Source organism: Mycobacterium sp. IDUB_21 (assembly GCF_055419425.1).
Map to the genome: position 1 here is coordinate 74808 of NZ_JBVAXQ010000006.1, position 16019 is coordinate 90826.

At 66.0% G+C, this 16019-nt stretch carries 14 protein-coding genes; 9 read left to right on the plus strand and 5 right to left on the minus strand.

Annotated features, from left to right (window positions below):
- Positions 1-2 precede the first annotated feature (2 nt).
- The 3 genes from ACZYY4_RS11160 to ACZYY4_RS11170 form a co-directional block, all read right to left on the minus strand.
- Positions 3-2702, minus strand: a complete 2700-nt coding sequence (locus ACZYY4_RS11160; protein WP_463810052.1) for a PGRS repeat-containing protein — start codon at positions 2700-2702, stop codon at positions 3-5.
- Between the two features lie 210 nt (positions 2703-2912).
- A complete protein-coding gene (locus ACZYY4_RS11165) occupies positions 2913-4748 on the minus strand; it encodes an acyl-CoA dehydrogenase (protein WP_463810053.1) in 1836 nt (611 codons plus the stop codon).
- A gap of 208 nt (positions 4749-4956) precedes the next feature.
- Positions 4957-5736, minus strand: coding sequence for a crotonase/enoyl-CoA hydratase family protein (locus tag ACZYY4_RS11170; protein WP_463810054.1), 780 nt, complete (start codon positions 5734-5736; stop codon positions 4957-4959).
- Positions 5737-5814: 78 nt separating this feature from the next.
- Between ACZYY4_RS11170 and ACZYY4_RS11175 the strand changes: the two genes are divergently transcribed.
- Together ACZYY4_RS11175 and fadD12 are read left to right on the plus strand one after the other, a co-directional pair.
- On the plus strand, positions 5815-6651 hold the full coding sequence (locus ACZYY4_RS11175) for a 1-acyl-sn-glycerol-3-phosphate acyltransferase (protein ID WP_463810055.1): 837 nt from the start codon (positions 5815-5817) through the stop codon (positions 6649-6651).
- Between the two features lie 5 nt (positions 6652-6656).
- Positions 6657-8297, plus strand: coding sequence for an acyl-CoA ligase FadD12 (fadD12, locus tag ACZYY4_RS11180; protein WP_463810056.1), 1641 nt, complete (start codon positions 6657-6659; stop codon positions 8295-8297).
- A 27-nt stretch (positions 8298-8324) separates the two neighbouring features.
- Here the strand turns inward: fadD12 and ACZYY4_RS11185 are convergent, their stop codons facing one another.
- Both ACZYY4_RS11185 and ACZYY4_RS11190 read right to left on the minus strand, forming a co-directional pair.
- Entirely contained in the window at positions 8325-9398 is a 1074-nt protein-coding gene (locus tag ACZYY4_RS11185) for an NAD(P)H-dependent amine dehydrogenase family protein (protein ID WP_463810057.1), read from the minus strand.
- A 16-nt stretch (positions 9399-9414) separates the two neighbouring features.
- The gene (locus ACZYY4_RS11190) at positions 9415-10203 is read right to left on the minus strand and encodes an SDR family NAD(P)-dependent oxidoreductase (RefSeq protein ID WP_463810058.1); all 789 of its coding nucleotides are present in this window, start codon (positions 10201-10203) and stop codon (positions 9415-9417) included.
- Between the two features lie 154 nt (positions 10204-10357).
- Between ACZYY4_RS11190 and ACZYY4_RS11195 the strand changes: the two genes are divergently transcribed.
- The 7 genes from ACZYY4_RS11195 (at position 10358) to ACZYY4_RS11225 (ending at position 16003) form a co-directional block, all read left to right on the plus strand.
- The gene (locus ACZYY4_RS11195; RefSeq protein ID WP_463810059.1) at positions 10358-10969 is read left to right on the plus strand and encodes a TetR family transcriptional regulator; all 612 of its coding nucleotides are present in this window, start codon (positions 10358-10360) and stop codon (positions 10967-10969) included.
- A 114-nt stretch (positions 10970-11083) separates the two neighbouring features.
- Positions 11084-11800 carry a hypothetical protein gene (locus ACZYY4_RS11200; RefSeq protein ID WP_463810060.1) on the plus strand — a complete coding sequence of 239 codons (717 nt, stop codon included), beginning with the start codon at positions 11084-11086 and terminating at the stop codon, positions 11798-11800.
- A gap of 191 nt (positions 11801-11991) precedes the next feature.
- Complete coding sequence (locus ACZYY4_RS11205) at positions 11992-12594, plus strand: TetR family transcriptional regulator (RefSeq protein ID WP_463810061.1); 603 nt, start codon at positions 11992-11994, stop codon at positions 12592-12594.
- A gap of 210 nt (positions 12595-12804) precedes the next feature.
- Positions 12805-14310 (plus strand): nitric oxide reductase activation protein NorD, encoded by a 1506-nt coding sequence (locus ACZYY4_RS11210; RefSeq protein ID WP_463810213.1) that lies wholly within the window; start codon positions 12805-12807, stop codon positions 14308-14310.
- An 18-nt stretch (positions 14311-14328) separates the two neighbouring features.
- A complete protein-coding gene (locus ACZYY4_RS11215) occupies positions 14329-15129 on the plus strand; it encodes an AAA family ATPase (protein WP_463810062.1) in 801 nt (266 codons plus the stop codon).
- A gap of 17 nt (positions 15130-15146) precedes the next feature.
- Entirely contained in the window at positions 15147-15272 is a 126-nt protein-coding gene (locus ACZYY4_RS11220; protein WP_463810063.1) for a hypothetical protein, read from the plus strand.
- Positions 15269-16003, plus strand: coding sequence for a hypothetical protein (locus ACZYY4_RS11225; RefSeq protein ID WP_463810064.1), 735 nt, complete (start codon positions 15269-15271; stop codon positions 16001-16003). The genes ACZYY4_RS11220 and ACZYY4_RS11225 overlap by 4 nt, the downstream gene beginning before the upstream one ends.
- The last annotated feature ends 16 nt before the right edge of the window (positions 16004-16019 follow it).

Sequence of the window (16019 nt, forward strand, 5' to 3'; positions counted from 1 at the left end):
GTCTAGTGGTTCTGGCCTGGACCGCCCGCAGTACCGGTGGTGCCATCGGCCCCGCCGGCACCGCCGGCTTCGCCGTTGCCACCGGTCGCGCCATTGGTGCCGGTGCCCCCGGCGCCCCCGGCGCCACCGGTCCCGTCGCCCTGCGGGCCGACCAGGCCACCGGTTCCACCCGCGCCGCCAACGCCGCCGGTGCCTATCGCGTCGATGGCGATACCGTCGCCGCCGGTACCACCGGTGCCCCCGGCACCGCCGAAGACACCGGCGCCGTCGGCGTCGCCGCCCGCACCGCCTACACCGCCGGCTCCGCCCTGGCCGTATTCAACGGCGTGATCCTGCGACACACCGTGCTCGTCGGCGCCGCCGCCACCACCACCGCCGCCACCACCGCCGTGGCCGCCGTTCGTGCCGATCCCGCCGCTGCCGCCCGCACCGCCGGCGCCGCCGATATCCGGGGACCCGCTGCCCTTGTCCGTCCCTCCACCGCCGCCGCTGCCGCCGTCACCACCGGTGCCGTTGACGCCGCCGCTGCCGCCGGTACCGCCGGCGCCACCGGCACCCAGGCCGCTGTAGACGTCGCCCACGCCGAAGTTGGTCCCGCCGGCGTCACCACCGTCACCGCCGTCACCACCGTGGCCGCCCTCGCCGGCACCGTCGCCGCCGTCGCCGCCCAGGCCACCGGGCTGTCCGATCAGATTCAAGGTGACGTCGATGCTGCCGCCCACACCACCGTCCCCGCCCCGTCCGCCATCGCCGAGCGTGCTGGCATTGCCGCCATGACCGCCGGCGCCGCCGACTTGCGCGAAGGAGCCCGGCTCGCCGAAGGCGCCGGCACCGCCCTTGCCGCCGTCGCCCCCGTTGGCGCGGTCGCTGCCGGTCGAGCCGGTTTGGCCGTCGGCGGCCTGCTCGCCGCTCTCACCGATTCCGCCGTGTCCGGCAGTACCTGCCGCGCCGCCGTGCTCGCCGGCGTCGCCACCGTCACCACCGCTCCCCGCGCGTCCCGGGTTGGGGTTGCTGTGTAAGGGCCCGCCGGCACCATCCCCGCCGTTGCCACCGTTGCCGGCATTGCCCCCGTTGCCGGCGTTGCCACCGTTGCCGGCGGCGCCGTGGGCCGCGCTGCCGCCGGCGCCACCGTTCCCACCGACACCGCCGTTGCCACCCACGCCACCGTTGCCACCCGAACTGTTGGAGCCCGCCGCCGCGTCGGCGCCGTCACCGCCGTTGACGGTGCCGCCCTGACCCCCGTCACCGCCGTCACCGGCATCGCCGGATTCACTGCCACCGGCACCCCCGTTGCCGCCATTGCCACCCGCGCCGCCATCGACACTGTCGCCTCCGGTCCCGGACGCGCCGTAGCCACCCGCCCCGCCATCGCCGCCGTCACCGAACCTGCCGCCATCACCGCCGTTGCCGCCGACGCCGCCGCCCTGCACGGTCACGGTGCCATCGGGATTGGTGACGAACTGACCGTCCATGCCCGCACCGCCGGCCCCGCCGTTGCCCTGTAGTCCGGTCGGCGACGCGCCGGCCGCACCCGCGTTCCCGGTGGACGAGCCGGTGCCCGCGATGCCGGCAGCGCCACCCGTGCCTGCGTCACCGCCGTTGCCGCCGTTGCCACCGTCGAGATGGGCGATGGTGCCGGCCGCGCCGTCACCGCCGTCACCGGCTAGACCACCCGCCCCGCCGTTGCCGGCATCCCCGCCGGCCCCGTCGACACCGTCACCACCGAACAGTGCCGCACCCTTACCAGCAGTCCCGCCATGACCGCCGTTGCCACCGCCCCCACCGCTGCCGCCGTTGCCGCCGGCACCGCCGATGCCGTCGCCGTTGTTGTCGAAGGTCCCCGCCGTCCCGGTTACCCCGGCCCCACCATTGCCACCATTGCCGCCGGCACCACCGGCACCACCATTGCCGCCGATACCCAGGATCGACGAACCGGCTCCGCCGGCGCCGCCATTGCCGCCGGCGGTCCCGGCCACGCCATCGACGCCGTTGCCGCTGTTGGCGCCGGTCCAGCCCGCACCGCCGACGCCACCGTCGCCTCCGTTGCCCAGCGCGCCCATCCCGAAGAAGTCCTGAGCTTGACCCGAAGACCCACCAATACCACCGTTACCGGCCAGCAACGTCGCCGTCGCATCACCGCCGGCGCCACCATCGCCGCCGTTGCCCCACATCTCACCGCCGTGCCCGCCGTTGCCGCCGTCGGCACCCGAACCGCCGGCGCCACCGTCGCCGCCGCTGCCGATACCCCCGGCATGCCCACCGTTACCGCCGACCATGCCCTCGACGGTGGTGGACCAGCCGTCCCCACCATCGCCGAACAACAGCCCACCGGCCTGACCGTCGACATCGCCTGCGGTGCCATCGACACCGTTACAGATCAGCCCGCAGAAACCCTCGGTGAACGGCGCGAACATCTGGTTGATCACACCGTTGACCTGTGACCCGAAGTCGGAGTTGATCCAGTCCTGCAAGCCGTCGTGCAACGGCGCGTAGAAGTACGTGTCCCACATCTGGGCCAGATCAGTCCCGCCCGCATCGGCAGCACCCGACAGATCCCAACCCGACGAAGTGAACAGGCTGTCGAAATCACCGGACAGGTTGCTCCAGGCATTCGGATCGAACAGATCGGTGAGCAGATCGTCGAAGTCCGCGTTAGCCGACGGCGCCAACCCGAACGACAGGAAGGCCCCCACCGATGCCACTGGCCCGATCAGCCGTCCCCGGCGACCCCGACCTGAATTGCGCTTGCCCGTGTGACGACGAACTTCAGACATGAATGAGCCTTCCCCAACCCGACCGAACCGAACCTCAGGGAATATTTACGCTAACGACAATTACGCCGGTTGTGGCCGTTTCGCGCACAGAAGTAAGCAGCAAATCCCGGGCCGGCCGTAGGCATCGAGGCCGGTGGATCAGAACGCGTCCTCGCTCAGATCCATCACCGCCAGGTCGTCGTTTTCGACGATACGTCGCTCCGCACTGAGCCTGGGCAGCACGTTCCCGACGAAAAACGTTGCCGCGGAGACCTTTCCAAGATAGAAGTTTCGGTCTCCATCGGACGGATCGCCATCCAGCGCGCCCAGCGCGATCTCGGCCTGCCGCAACAGCAGCCAGCCGATCACCAGGTCGCCCACGGCCAGCAGAAACCGCACCGACTCCAGGCCCACCCGGTAGAGCTCGCGGGAGTCCTGCTGCGAACCGAGCAGGAATCCGGTCATGGTGGTGGCCATCGCCCGCACGTCGTCGAGGGCAGCGGCCAACAACTTGCGGGAGTCCGCCAGCTCGGAACGCGCATCGCCGCTGTCGAGGAACGTCTCGATCTGGGCGACCAGATGACCCAACGCCGCCCCCCGGTCGCGGGCGATCTTGCGGAAGAAGAAGTCCTGCGCCTGAATGGCGGTGGTGCCCTCGTAGAGCGAGTCGATCTTGGCGTCGCGGATGTACTGCTCGATCGGATAGTCCTGCAGGAAGCCCGATCCGCCGAAGGTCTGCAGCGCATCGGTCAGATACTGATATGCCCGTTCGGAGCCGACGCCCTTGACGATCGGCAGCAAGAGATCGTTGACCCGTTCGGCCATCTCGGGGTCGGCCCCCGACACCAGCATCGCCACCTGCGGATTCTGATGGGCCGCGGTGTAGAGGTACAACGCCCGCATCCCCTCGGCGTAGGTCTTCTGCATCATCAGGGCGCGCCGCACATCCGGATGGTGGATGATGGTCACCCGCGGCGCGGTCTTGTCGGTCATCTGGGTCAGATCGGCGCCCTGAATACGTGTCTTGGCGTACTCCAGTGCATTGAGATAGCCGGTCGACAGCGTGGCAATCGCCTTGGTGCCCACCATCATTCGTGCGTACTCGATGACGTGGAACATCTGCGCGATACCGTTGCGGGTGTCGCCGACCAGCCAGCCCTTTGCCGGCACGTCGTGCTGACCGAAGGTGAGTTCGCAGGTGGTCGAAACCTTCAGTCCCATCTTGTGTTCCAGCCCGGTGACGAACACCCCGTTGCGCTCGCCCGGTTCCCCGGTCTCGGGATCCGGCAGGTACTTGGGTACCAGAAACAGACTGAGCCCCTTGGTTCCCGGCCCGGCACCCTCGGGTCGGGCCAGGGTCATGTGCATGATGTTCTCGAACAGGTCGTCACTGTCACCGTTGGTGATGAACCGCTTGACGCCGTCGATGTGCCAGCTGCCGTCGGGCTGCTCGATCGCCTTGGTCCGGCCGGCGCCGACGTCGGAGCCGGCATCTGGTTCGGTGAGAACCATGGTGGCGCCCCAGTTCCGGTCGATTGCCATGGCCGCCCAGTGCCGCTGCTGTTCGTTGCCCACGTCGTAGAGGATGTTGGCGAATATCGGGCCGGCCATGAACATGAACACCGCCGGATTGGCGCCGAGCACCAATTCGTTGATCGCCCAGGACACCATCGCCGGCGCCGGCACGCCGCCGACGTCCTCCTTCAGGCCGATCCGGAACCACTCGCCGGCCTGCCAGGCCCGCAGCGAGGCCTTGAACGGCTCCGGCATCGTCACGACGTGGGTGGCCGGGTCGAACACCGGCGGATGGCGGTCGCTCTCGGCGAACGACTCGGCCACCGGCCCCTCGGCGAGCTTGGCAGCTTCGGTCAGCATCTGGCGCACCGTGTCACCGTCGAGGTCGCCGAACGCGTCGTCGGCCAGACACTGCTCCAACCCCAGCACCTCGAACAGATTGAACTCCAGGTCGCGGACATTGCTCTTGTAGTGACCCATGGGTCAAGCATGCTCCAAGACCCGCGGCGAGTTCCGGGGTTTCAGCGCATCCCGGTGGGTAGCGAGGCTCGACGGAGGAGAGGCGAAGCTGGCCCGCCGCATCAAACCCGGCCGTAAGAGCCGCGGCGCAGCGCGAACTCAGCTGTCGAGTACCTGCGCCACCCTGGCCTCGACGTCACCGAGGCCGGTCAGGTCGATGCGGGAAGCCTCAGCTGCCGGTCCACTGCGGCAGACGCTTCTCGGCGAAGGCACGGGCGCCTTCCTTGGCGTCGGAAGACACCAACACCGGCAGGGCGAGCTTCATCTGCTCGGCGAACATCTCCTGCGGACTCCAGCCGCGCGATTCGGTGATGATCCGCTTGGTGGCGGCCACCGCCAACGGCCCGTTGGCGGTGATCTTCTCGGCCAGCATGATCGCGGCGTTGCGCACGGTCTCATGCTCGGCCAGCACATTGACCATGCCCAGCTCGTGCGCCCTTACCGCCGGCAGGCTCTCCCCGGTCAGCGCCAGTTCCATCGCGAGCGCATACGGGATGCGCTGTGGCAGCCGCAACAGCCCGCCGCCGGCGGCCACCAATCCACGCTTGACCTCGGGAATCCCGAAGACCGCGTCGCGTGCGGCCACGATCAGGTCGGCTGCCAGCGCCAGTTCGGTTCCACCGGCCAGCGCGTAGCCCTCGACCGCAGCGATCAGCGGCTTGGCCGGGGGGCGGTCGGTGAAGCCGAGTCCGCGGCCGGGCACCACCACGTTCTCCCCCCGGGCGAACGCCTTGAGGTCCATGCCGGCGCAGAACGATCCGCCGGCGCCGGTCAGGATCCCCACCGACAGTCCCGGATCGTCATCGAGGCGGTCCATCGCGTCCGCCAGTCCCTGGCTGACCGCGGCGTTGACCGCGTTCTTGGCCTCGGGACGGTTGATCGTGATGATCAGGATCCGGTCGAGTTGCTCGACCAGGACTTCCGGTTTTGCGCTGGAGTCGTCGCTCATTCCGCCGATGCTATCGACGACCGCGTCCGGCCGGTAACATGGGTAAAACTAGAACACGTTTCAATTGAAGGGGCCGTGGTGGACACACCGAACAACGACTGGTCGGAGGCCGCTGGTACAGACGACGTGCCCGGGCCCATCACCAAGTGGGATCCGGGCCTGACCGAGCGGGTGATGGGTTTCCTGCGTCCGCTGATCAAGGGGTACCACCGGTCCGAGGTGCGTGGCCTTGATTCGTTCCCGAACGGCGGCGCCCTGGTGGTGTCGAACCATTCCGGTGGACTGTTCGCGATGGACGTCCCGGTCTTCGCCACCGGCTTCTACGACAAGTTCGGCTACGAGCGTCCGGTCTACACCTTGAGCCACGACCTGATCTTCACCGGCTTCACCGCCGACTTCTTCCGTAAGACCGGGTTCATCCCGGCCAACCACTCCAATGCCGACGAGGCGCTGCGCTCCGGTGGTGTGGTGGTGGTCTTCCCCGGCGGCGACTACGACGTCTATCGGCCGACGTTGCAGGAGAACAAGATCGACTTCGGCGGCCGTAAGGGCTACATCCGGGCCGCGATCAACGCCGGGGTGCCGCTGGTGCCGACTGTGGGGATCGGCGGTCAGGAAAGCCAGCTCTATCTCTCACGGGGCACCGGGCTGGCCAAGGCGCTGCGGCTGGACAAGCTGCTGCGCGCCAAGATCCTGCCGATCTCGTTCGGCTTCCCGTTCGGACTGTCCGCGGTGCTGCCGGTCAACCTGCCGCTGCCCACCAAGATCGTCATGCAGGTGTGCGAGCCGATCGACATCGTCGCCGAGTTCGGCGAGGATCCCGACATCGACGTCGTCGACGCACATGTGCGCGCCGTCATGCAGGACGCGCTGGACAAGCTGGCGCGCGACCGCCGCCTCCCGATCCTGGGCTGAACGGCATGGCCCCGGGACCGTTCGACCGGCTCGCCCGGATCGGATCGATGCTGCAGACCTTCACCCGCGCCGGGCTGCTGGTGCCGCTACGACCCGACAAATATCTGCGGATCGCCGCGGCGGCAGCCCGTGAGGGCGGCACCACCACCACCGGGATCGCCATGGCGGCCCAACGGTGCGGTGACCGCCCGGCGATCATCGACGAGCGCGGCACCTTGACCTATACACAGCTTGACCGCCGCAGCGACGAGCTGGCCGCCGGCCTGCAGCGGCTGCCCGGCCGGACGCCGCAGGCTATCGCGCTGATGTGCCGCAATCACCGCGGCTTCATCGAGGCACTGGCCGCCACCAACCGGATCGGCGCCGACGTGCTGCTGCTCAACACCAGCTTCGCCGGGCCGGCGCTGGCCGAAGTGGTGGCCCGCGAAGATGTCGACCTGATCTTCTACGACGAGGAGTTCAGCGCGGCGGTGGATCTGGCCGTGCCGGTCGACTCCGGATGCGTCCGGGTGGTGAGCTGGGCCGACACCGAGATTCCCGGTCTGACAGTGGACGACCTGATCGAGGCCAATACCGGACGGCGCCCGACCAAACCGGACCGGACCGGCAGCCTGGTCATGCTCACCTCGGGAACCACCGGCACACCCAAGGGTGCCCGACGCTCCGGTCGCGGCGGTGGCGGTGTCGCCGACCTCGCCGCGATCTTCAACCGAATCCCTTGGCACACCGAGGAGACCGTCGTCATCGCGGCGCCGATGTTTCACGCCTGGGGGTTCTCCCAGCTGGCACTGGCGCTGACGATGGCCTGCACCGTCGCCACCCGACGCAAGTTCGACCCCGAGGCCACCCTGGCGCTCGTCGAGGAGAACCAAGCGGCCGGGTTATGCGTGGTGCCGGTCATGTTCGATCGCATCATGGCGTTGCCCGATGAGATTCGGGCTGAATACCCCTGCCGCTCACTGCGGTTCGCTACCGCCTCCGGCTCGCGAATGCGCCCGGAAGTGGTGACGGAGTTCATGGATCGCTTCGGCGAGGTGGTCTATAACAACTACAACGCAACCGAGGCCGGCATGATCGCGCTGGCCACCCCGGAAGACCTGCGCTACTCCCCCGACACCGCCGGCCGTCCGGCGCCGGGCACCGAGATCCGGATCCTCGACACCGATTTCGCCGAGGTGGCGGCCGGTGTCACCGGGCAGATTTTCGTGCGGAACTCCTCACAGTTCGACGGCTACACCGGCGGTGCCTCCAAGCAGTTCCACGACGGCTTCATGGCGTCGGGCGATCTGGGCTACTTCGATGAGACTGGAAGGCTTTTCGTGGTCGGCCGCGACGATGAGATGATCGTCTCCGGCGGCGAGAACGTCTACCCGATCGAGGCGGAGAAGGCGCTGACGAACCATGCCGCCGTCGCCGAGGCCGCGGTGATCGGTGTCGACGACGCCGACTACGGGCAGCGCCTGGTGGCCTTCGTGGTGTTGGAACCCGGCGCCTTCGCCGCACCCGACGAGCTAAAGCAGCATGTCCGGGACAATCTGGCCGGCTACAAGGTGCCGCGCGCCATCACCATTCTGGAGGCGTTGCCGCGCAACAACACCGGTAAAGTACTGCGCCGCGAGCTGCAGGAGTTGGCGGAGGCTGACTGAGTCCAGGACTCGCAGTTCTCGGTGTTATCACCACATCAACCCGCGAATCACCGCAGCCTGCGGAATGTCCTCCACCGCGATCAATCCCTTGGGCGCGCGGCAGATCCAGTCGACGGCGTTGAGCACCCGGGCCGCAGTGGAAATGCATCCCGCATCGGTCGCATCGAGTACCGGGTGGGAGACGTGCGTGTTGAGCTCGACGCGAGGGTCGCCTTCGATGACGACGCGGTGCACACCGCTTCGATTGTCGGGCGGGTAGTCCCAATCTGGCGCAGCGGCGTTCGTGAGCCTATTGATGTGTTCCATGGTGATTACCGGAACACCGTCACGCACACCTTCAACGGCGAACCGTGCCGCAGCCATCTGCCCGGGTTCCACTGTGGCCATCTTGCATTCGATCCGCCTGTCGGTATACCACGGTTCGGTACGCTGACGGACTTCGTCGAGTTCCACTCCCAGCTGCTCGGCAAGATTGCGAACAGGACCACCCCACATCGTCGCAATGACACCGGGCAGGAAAAGCATGGGTGTGTCGTCGTCGGCAGTCATGCCGAAACCCATTGATTTCCCGGTGAACTCGTAGTCGTCATAGTTCGCGTAGTCGAAAATCTCCTGAACAGTGACCGACGTGGCGCGGGTGACCAGGCTCAGCGCGCTGTGCACTTCGGTGTCCCCCGAGTACCCCGGGTCGATGCCGTTCACATACAGGGATGCGTTACCCGCCTCACACGCCTGCTCCAGCGGCACCCGTAGCCAGTCGTCGGCCTGGCGCGGCGCCACCAGCCACACCATCGAGGTGGCGGCGACATTGATACCCGCCGCGAGAAACCTCGACATCTGTTCGAGGGCTTCCATCGGCCGGGTTTCGCCTTGAGCGGTGTAGACAACGCAGTCCGGTTTGAGCGCTATCAGCGCGTCGATGTCATCGGTGGCGGTGATGCCGGTCGGCTCGCTCAGGCCGCACAGTTCGACGGCGTCGCGTCCGATCTTGGTTGGGCTTGCGGCATGTACACCCACCAGCTCCAGATCCGGGCGCCCGATGATCGCTCGCAAGGAATGGCGCCCGACATTGCCGGTGGAGAACTGGACTACCCTGCGCATCTGTCATCCATCCGGTCTAGTAGTCGGGAATCGGGAGTGGCGAGTTGTTGGAGTCGATGCCACCGTCTACATGGAAGATCGCGTTGGTGGCGTAGCAGTCGCGGGTGGACAGGTACACACAGAGGCGTCCGAGGTCCTCGACGTTGCCCAGCCGATGCAACGGCGTGCCCTCGTTCATCTTCTCCAGTGATCCTGGCATCAAGTCCAGGCTGCCCTGCAGGCCGTCGGTGGCGAATGAGCCCAAGGCTATCGCGTTCACACGGATCTTTGGTGCCAACTCTTGCGCCATTGCACGGGTGAGCGATTCGAGCCCGCCCTTGGCCACGCAGTAGGCGGTTAGCGCCCGGATGCCGAAACGCGCTGAGCCCGAGGAGATATTGACGATGGATCCGTGCCCGGCCTCGAGCATGTGCGGTGCTACCAGCTGGCTCATGATGAATGCAGACGTGACGCACCAGTCGAACGTGTGCCTGAAGTCTTCGTCGGTGATGTCGAGAAATCGCGCATAGGTGGAGCCGCCAACGTTATTGATGAGAATATCGATGCGCCCCAACCGTTCCATGGTGGTGCCGACGACGCGCTCACCATCCGCACGGCTCATCGCATCGGCGACCAGCGCCAGGCCCTTACCACCGGCGTGTTCGATGCCCTTGATCGTTCCCACTATGTCGGCTTCGGTACGCGCGGTGCCGACTACCGTTGCGCCTGCCTCTGCCAAGACTCTGGCGATACCCTGCCCGACGCCTTTACCTGCGCCGGTGACGATGGCCACCCGTCCGCTCAAATCGAACTGTTCAAGCGCCATGCGCACCTCCTCGGCGAACCGATGTCACGTCGCTCATCTAACTTATGTCGTTGACTTAAGTCAACGGCAACCCTGCAATGCAGTGGTAGCGATACAGTCGTCGTCATGAGGCGAAGGCTCCTCGATGATTCAGGTCAGACGAAGAGGAACGAAGATGGCGGTGACCGACGGGGTGTCTACGCGCGAGGCCAAGCGGCTGCAAACGCGGGAGCGCCTGCTGGGTGCGGCGATCGCAGAGTTCAAGCGGTCGGGAATGGCCGAGGCCGATGTCGGCGCCATCGTGGCCGCGGCCGGCGTCGCTCATGGGACATTCTTCTTCCACTTCCCGACCAAGGAGCATGTGCTCCTCGAACTCGAGCGCCGCGAGGAGGAGCGCATAGTCAAGCAGTTGGCCCAGTTCTTGAAGGCGCCGCGCGAACTGTCAGACGTCTTCAACGAGGCGGTACGGTTGGTGACGGGATTGGAGCGCCGACTGGGTGACTCACTCTTCAAAGACTTCTTGGCCCTACACTTCTCCCAAACCCGCCCGCCTGCCGAGGGCGTCGATGACCACCCGGTGATCGTTCTGGTCGCCGATCAGATCCAGCGGGCTCAAGACCGTGGTGACACGGATCCTGAAGTCACTCCGATGAACAGCGCGGTGTTCTTCCTGCTGGGTCTGTACGCACTTCTGATCACCACGCACGACTGGCCGACACGTCGCGAATTGGTTGACGACTACGTGGCGCGGACGTGCAGGAGCATGGAACGGCCGCGCTCACGGTGATGTCCCGTCCTTGACAAACCCGGCCTCGATGACTTAAGTCAGCTAAGCGGCGTTTGGAGTGGACCCGCGTCCGCCGGTTCGGCGCACTCCGGTCGGCCACCGTGGGAGGGAATCTTGAACCTGCCAAACCTGAAGCCCCGCACTGTCGGCGCCCCGCGCGAGGGCATCTCGTTGGCCGACCACATGGAGGAGTCGCGGCTCGCGCAACGAGAAGCCGACAAATGGCTGATCTCGGGCAGCTTGTTGATCGGCACGGCGGCCCTGGGGGTCTTCGGCCTTCCGCTGTTCCTGCGCGGTGTCTGGCTGCTGCGACGGGCCCAGCGCGACGGACTCTCGGTGCGACCCATGATCGTCACCCTGATCGGCTACCTGGTCATCATCGATTCGGCGATCAACACGGTGGGCTGGGCGCTCGACACGGTTGCCGGTCACACCCTGCTGGCGCGCGTCCTCCTCAACGGATGGGGAAACATGTTCGACGCCGGCTACTTCTGGCATTTCAACGAGCTATGGCTCGGTGGCGCGGCGGGGCCCGGCGAGAAGGCGTTGGAGGTGGCTCTGATCGTCACGGTCTTCACCATGCGCATCGCCGCGGGGATCGGGTTCCTGCAGATGAAGAGGTGGGGCCAGCAGTGGATGATCGTCACCTGCTGGATGGGCGTGGTGATCTGGGTCGTCTACGTGTTCAACATGACCATGTTCGCCGACGTGCGTTTCGCCGGCGTCGTCTTGCCGGTGGTCGGCTGGTGGCTCTACGACATCTTCTACATCACGCCGTTCCTCGCGATTCCGTATCTTCACACGGTCAATCGCGAAATCTTCTCCGACTGAGCGACGACACCTGCTCCTGCGGAGCCATATTATCAATGACTACTCTCATTGACTTGCCTCAGTAACCGAAGTTCTAAATCTTCCAAACATGCTGTCCGGCGTGCCATTACCGGTGGTTCTGCCTCATTCTCTGCAGTACGAGTCGACAGTTCCATTGACTTGTGTCAGTCTTTGCGCTACAAACAGTGCTCATGACGCCCCGGGTCCGACCTTCCGCGCGGGTGACGCGTCGGCTGCAGACGCGTCAGCGGATCCTGGGCGCGGCGATCGCCGAGTTCAAGCGCACGGGCATGGCCGCTGCTGATGTGGCGGCAATCGTGGCCGCCGCGGGGGTCGCGCACGGCACGTTCTACTTTCACTTCCCCACCAGGGAGCACGTGCTGCTCGAGTTGGAGGCCCGCGAGGAAGCCCGCATCGCGGCCAAGTTCGCCCGGTTCGCAGCGGAGAGCCACGACCTGGAGACGACGCTGGGCGAGGTCGTCCGGCTCGTGCTGGGCCTAGAGCAACTCCTCGGGCCGATGCTCTTCAAAGAACTTCTGGCGCAGCACTTCTCGCCTTCACGCCCGGAGCCCGACGACTGGACCGACCATCCCGTGATCGTTCAATTGGTCCGGGAGATCGAACGGGCCCGGGGAGACGGCGCAGTCCACCGGGAAGTCGACGCGTTCTACAGCGCGACGTTCTTCCTGCTCGGCATTTACGGAGTGCTGACCACAACCGACGATCCCGGCACTCGCGACACGATGCTGAGCAAGCTGGTCGCCACGGCTCTGCGCGGCCTGGAGGCCCGATGAATTCACCACGTCTGCACAACCCAACGATAGGGAGGTCCGGCAATGGCCTGGGTCTGGGAGATACTTCGATACGTCGCAGCATGGGGAGGCACCGGGCTGGTCATCTGGTTCTGGTACTGGATGTTCTCCAACATCGGCACGTTCTGAGCGACATGCCAGATTCGTCCCACCGGGAGCGCTGCGGTGGCTGAGCTGTTGGATGCGCACGCCATGGCGATCGAGCGCAGTTGCGCCGTGACGGCTGTCGCCTTGAGCGGGCAGCGTCGCGAGGGTGTGCGCCTGGTGACCGGCGACAGGCGTGAGTTCAGCTTGAACTCGGCGCTGGATTTCGTGCATGTGCCATACCCGCCACTCGGGCAGGACTGGAACCGCAGGACATTGACATGCGGTGTTGCGGTGCAGTGTTCGCCGTCGAAGGAACGCCTGGTCAGCTACCGGCTTAACGAGCTTTCAGCACGCGAGCTGAACGCGCTCACCGTCATCGAAGGCGGCGTGGCCATGGGATGGATCGGCTCGAGCTGGCCGGGGTTACTGCCGGAGCTACGGCGAGCCCTGCCCGGCATCGAGATCACGTGCGGGGACATGGAAGCTGCCGAAATGCTCAATCGTGCAGTTGCGTTGGCGCGCACGGGTCTGCCGCTGGGCGCCCATCCCCTGTTGGGCCGTTTGCCGCTGGCGTACACGCTGCCGCAGGGGATCTCCGACAAGCTGCGGCGCAGCTTCGGCAGGATGCCGTGGACAACAACACAGAAGCGGCTGCCACGCCCGCACTCGGTACCGGTCGGCGGCGACGGCGGCGTCCGCAACCCCAACCTTCCGCCGCCGAGCCGGCCCCAGGACAACGACCTCGACATCACTCCTGACCATCGCCCGGGTATCCCGTACCCGGAGTGGAACGAGTGGACCAAAAGGTTCATGCCGGACCACGTCGCCGTCCTCGAGCGGACCCACACCAGCCGCACGCGCCAGCCGCTGTCGGGATCCACCGACCTCCGGCAATGGTTTCAGGAACACACCCATCGCGCGATGAAGAACCGCCTCGAAGACGGCTCCGATCTGGACGTCGAACAATATGTCAGCCATTACCTGGAGTGCGCGACCGGCGAGGCGATGGAGCCGCGCATCTTCCGCGAACTGCTGCCCAGCTCCCGCGACGTCACCACGGCACTACTCCTCGACGGGAGCTCGTCGTTGGGGGTGCACGGCGGCCGGATATTCACGCTGGAGTTGGCCTGCGCGGACGCGCTTTCGCAGGCGATGACGTTGGCTCGCGAACGCCACGGCATCTTTGTGTTCACCGGCAACACCCGACACCGGGTCGAGGTGGGCTGCCTCAAGGATTTCGAGGAGCGTCGGTTCGTACCGCCGAGCCGACTGGGCTTGGCCACCGGCGGCTACACCCGTCTCGGGGCGCCGCTGCGCCATCTGACGAGTCGACTGTTGACGCAACCGTCGGAACGGCGCCTGCTGATCGTGATCGGTGACGGTCTGATCTCCGACGAAGGCTACGAGGGCCGCTACGCCTGGGCTGACGCCGCCCATGCAGTCGAGGAAGCCAACGATGCCGGCGTCTCCATGTACTACGTCGGTGTCGGTCCGACCCGGGTCGATCCGCTTCCGGAAGTCTTCGGACCCCGCCGGTCCCAACGCATTCGACGAATCGAAGAGCTCCCGCGCGTCCTTGCCCAAGTCCATCGTGAGCTCGTCGCAGCCTGACCACGAGAAGGAAAGAAAATGACCACCGATACCTATTACGCGAACGGCAACGAAGTTCAACTGTTCGAGCAGGCGTACCGCCAACGGCTCCCGGTGATGCTCACCGGCCCAACCGGATGCGGCAAAACCCGGTTGGTCGAACACCTGGGCTTACTACTGGCACGCCCGGTGGTCACCATCAGCTGCCATGACGACCTGACCAGCTCGGACCTCGTCGGCCGGTTCATGGTGACCGGCGGTGACGTGGTGTGGAACGACGGCCCGCTGACCAGGGCAGTGAAGGCCGGTGCGATCTGCTATCTCGACGAAGTCGTGGAGGCCCGCCATGATTCTCTGGCTGTCCTGCATTCGCTCACCGATCATCGTCGCGCTCTCTATCTGGATCGGGCCGGTGAAGTAGTCACGGCACCAGACGACTTCATGCTGGTGTGTTCCTACAACCCGGCCTACCGCAGCTCACTGAAGGAACTCAAGCCCTCCTTCCGGCAGCGTTTTGTCACGCTCCCGATGCGATACCTGCCGCCCGACCGCGAAGCCGAGGTCATCGTTGCCGAGGCGGGTATCGAGTTGGCGACGGCCGTGCGGCTTGTGCAGTGCGCCGCGGCCATCCGAACTGCAGACGAGGCCTTCCACTTCGAGCCGCCGTCCACCCGGGTGCTCGTCACCGCGGCCCAGTTGATCGCCGCGGGCGCAACCGAAATCGAGGCGGCCGAGGCCTGCATCCTTGCGCCACTGTCCACCGACGGGGCGATCACCGACGGCCTACGTGAAGTTGCCGTGGCCAGCCTGGCCGCGGCTGACAGCTCAAACACCCGATAGGAAAGGAGGCCGACCCCATGGACCAAGAGAAGAAACGCAAGAGGGCGCTCATCGTCTTCCAAATTTTCATTTACGGCTACCTGGTCACGATGTTCGGCATTCAGATGTACATGTCCTTCGCGCGCGGCTGGTGGCACCTGTGAACCTGCCGCTGTCGGGTCGTGTTTCGGGACGCGGACGAACAGCTTCCACGACCGGCAACGGGTCGGTCGGCCTCGAGGAACACCACGAGGAATCCCAACTGGCTCAGCGCCGGTCTGACAAGTGGATGATCGTCGGCGCCGCCTTAATGGGCATGTGGGCGCCCGGCCTCATCGGTTTCCCGATCTTCATGCGCGGGGTCTGGCTGCAACGCCAGGCGCTGCGCGCCGGCCTGTCGGTGCGGCCGATGATCGTCACCCTGATCGGTTACCTGGTCCTGATCGACGGAATGCTCAACAGCCTCGGCTGGGCGCTGGACATGGTCGGTAACCACACCCTGATCAATAGGGTGCTCATGATCAGCTGGGGCAACATGTTCGATGCCGGTTACTTCTGGCATTACAACGAGCTTTGGGTGGGCGGCTCCGCCGGCCCCGGCGAGAAGGGCTATGTAGTCGGGCTGATCATCACGGTGTTCTCCATGCGGGTCGCCGCAGCGATCGGATTTCTGCAGATGAAGCGCTGGGGCCACCAATGGATGATCATCACCTGCTGGATGGGCACGGTCATCTGGTGCGCATACGTTTTCAACATGACGATGTTCGCCGACGTGCGTTACGCCGGGGTCGTGTTCCCGGTCATCGGCTGGTGGCTGTACGACATCTTCTACATCACGCCGTTCCTCGCCATCCCATATCTGCACACGGTCAACCGTGAAATCTTCTCCGACTGAAAACGCCTGAAGGAGC

Bases quoted from the DNA above. Each gene is read 5' to 3' on its own strand.
- ACZYY4_RS11170 (WP_463810054.1), bottom strand. From the start codon at position 5,736: ATGAGCGACGACTCCAGCGCAAAACCGGAAGTCCTGGTCGAGCAACTC.
- ACZYY4_RS11220 (WP_463810063.1), top strand. From the start codon at position 15,147: ATGGACCAAGAGAAGAAACGCAAGAGGGCGCTCATCGTCTTCCAAATT.
- fadD12 (WP_463810056.1), top strand. From the start codon at position 6,657: ATGGCCCCGGGACCGTTCGACCGGCTCGCCCGGATCGGATCGATGCTG.
- ACZYY4_RS11195 (WP_463810059.1), top strand. From the start codon at position 10,358: ATGGCGGTGACCGACGGGGTGTCTACGCGCGAGGCCAAGCGGCTGCAA.
- ACZYY4_RS11190 (WP_463810058.1), bottom strand. From the start codon at position 10,203: ATGGCGCTTGAACAGTTCGATTTGAGCGGACGGGTGGCCATCGTCACC.
- ACZYY4_RS11185 (WP_463810057.1), bottom strand. From the start codon at position 9,398: ATGCGCAGGGTAGTCCAGTTCTCCACCGGCAATGTCGGGCGCCATTCC.
- ACZYY4_RS11215 (WP_463810062.1), top strand. From the start codon at position 14,329: ATGACCACCGATACCTATTACGCGAACGGCAACGAAGTTCAACTGTTC.
- ACZYY4_RS11205 (WP_463810061.1), top strand. From the start codon at position 11,992: ATGACGCCCCGGGTCCGACCTTCCGCGCGGGTGACGCGTCGGCTGCAG.
- ACZYY4_RS11165 (WP_463810053.1), bottom strand. From the start codon at position 4,748: ATGGGTCACTACAAGAGCAATGTCCGCGACCTGGAGTTCAATCTGTTC.
- ACZYY4_RS11210 (WP_463810213.1), top strand. From the start codon at position 12,805: ATGGCGATCGAGCGCAGTTGCGCCGTGACGGCTGTCGCCTTGAGCGGG.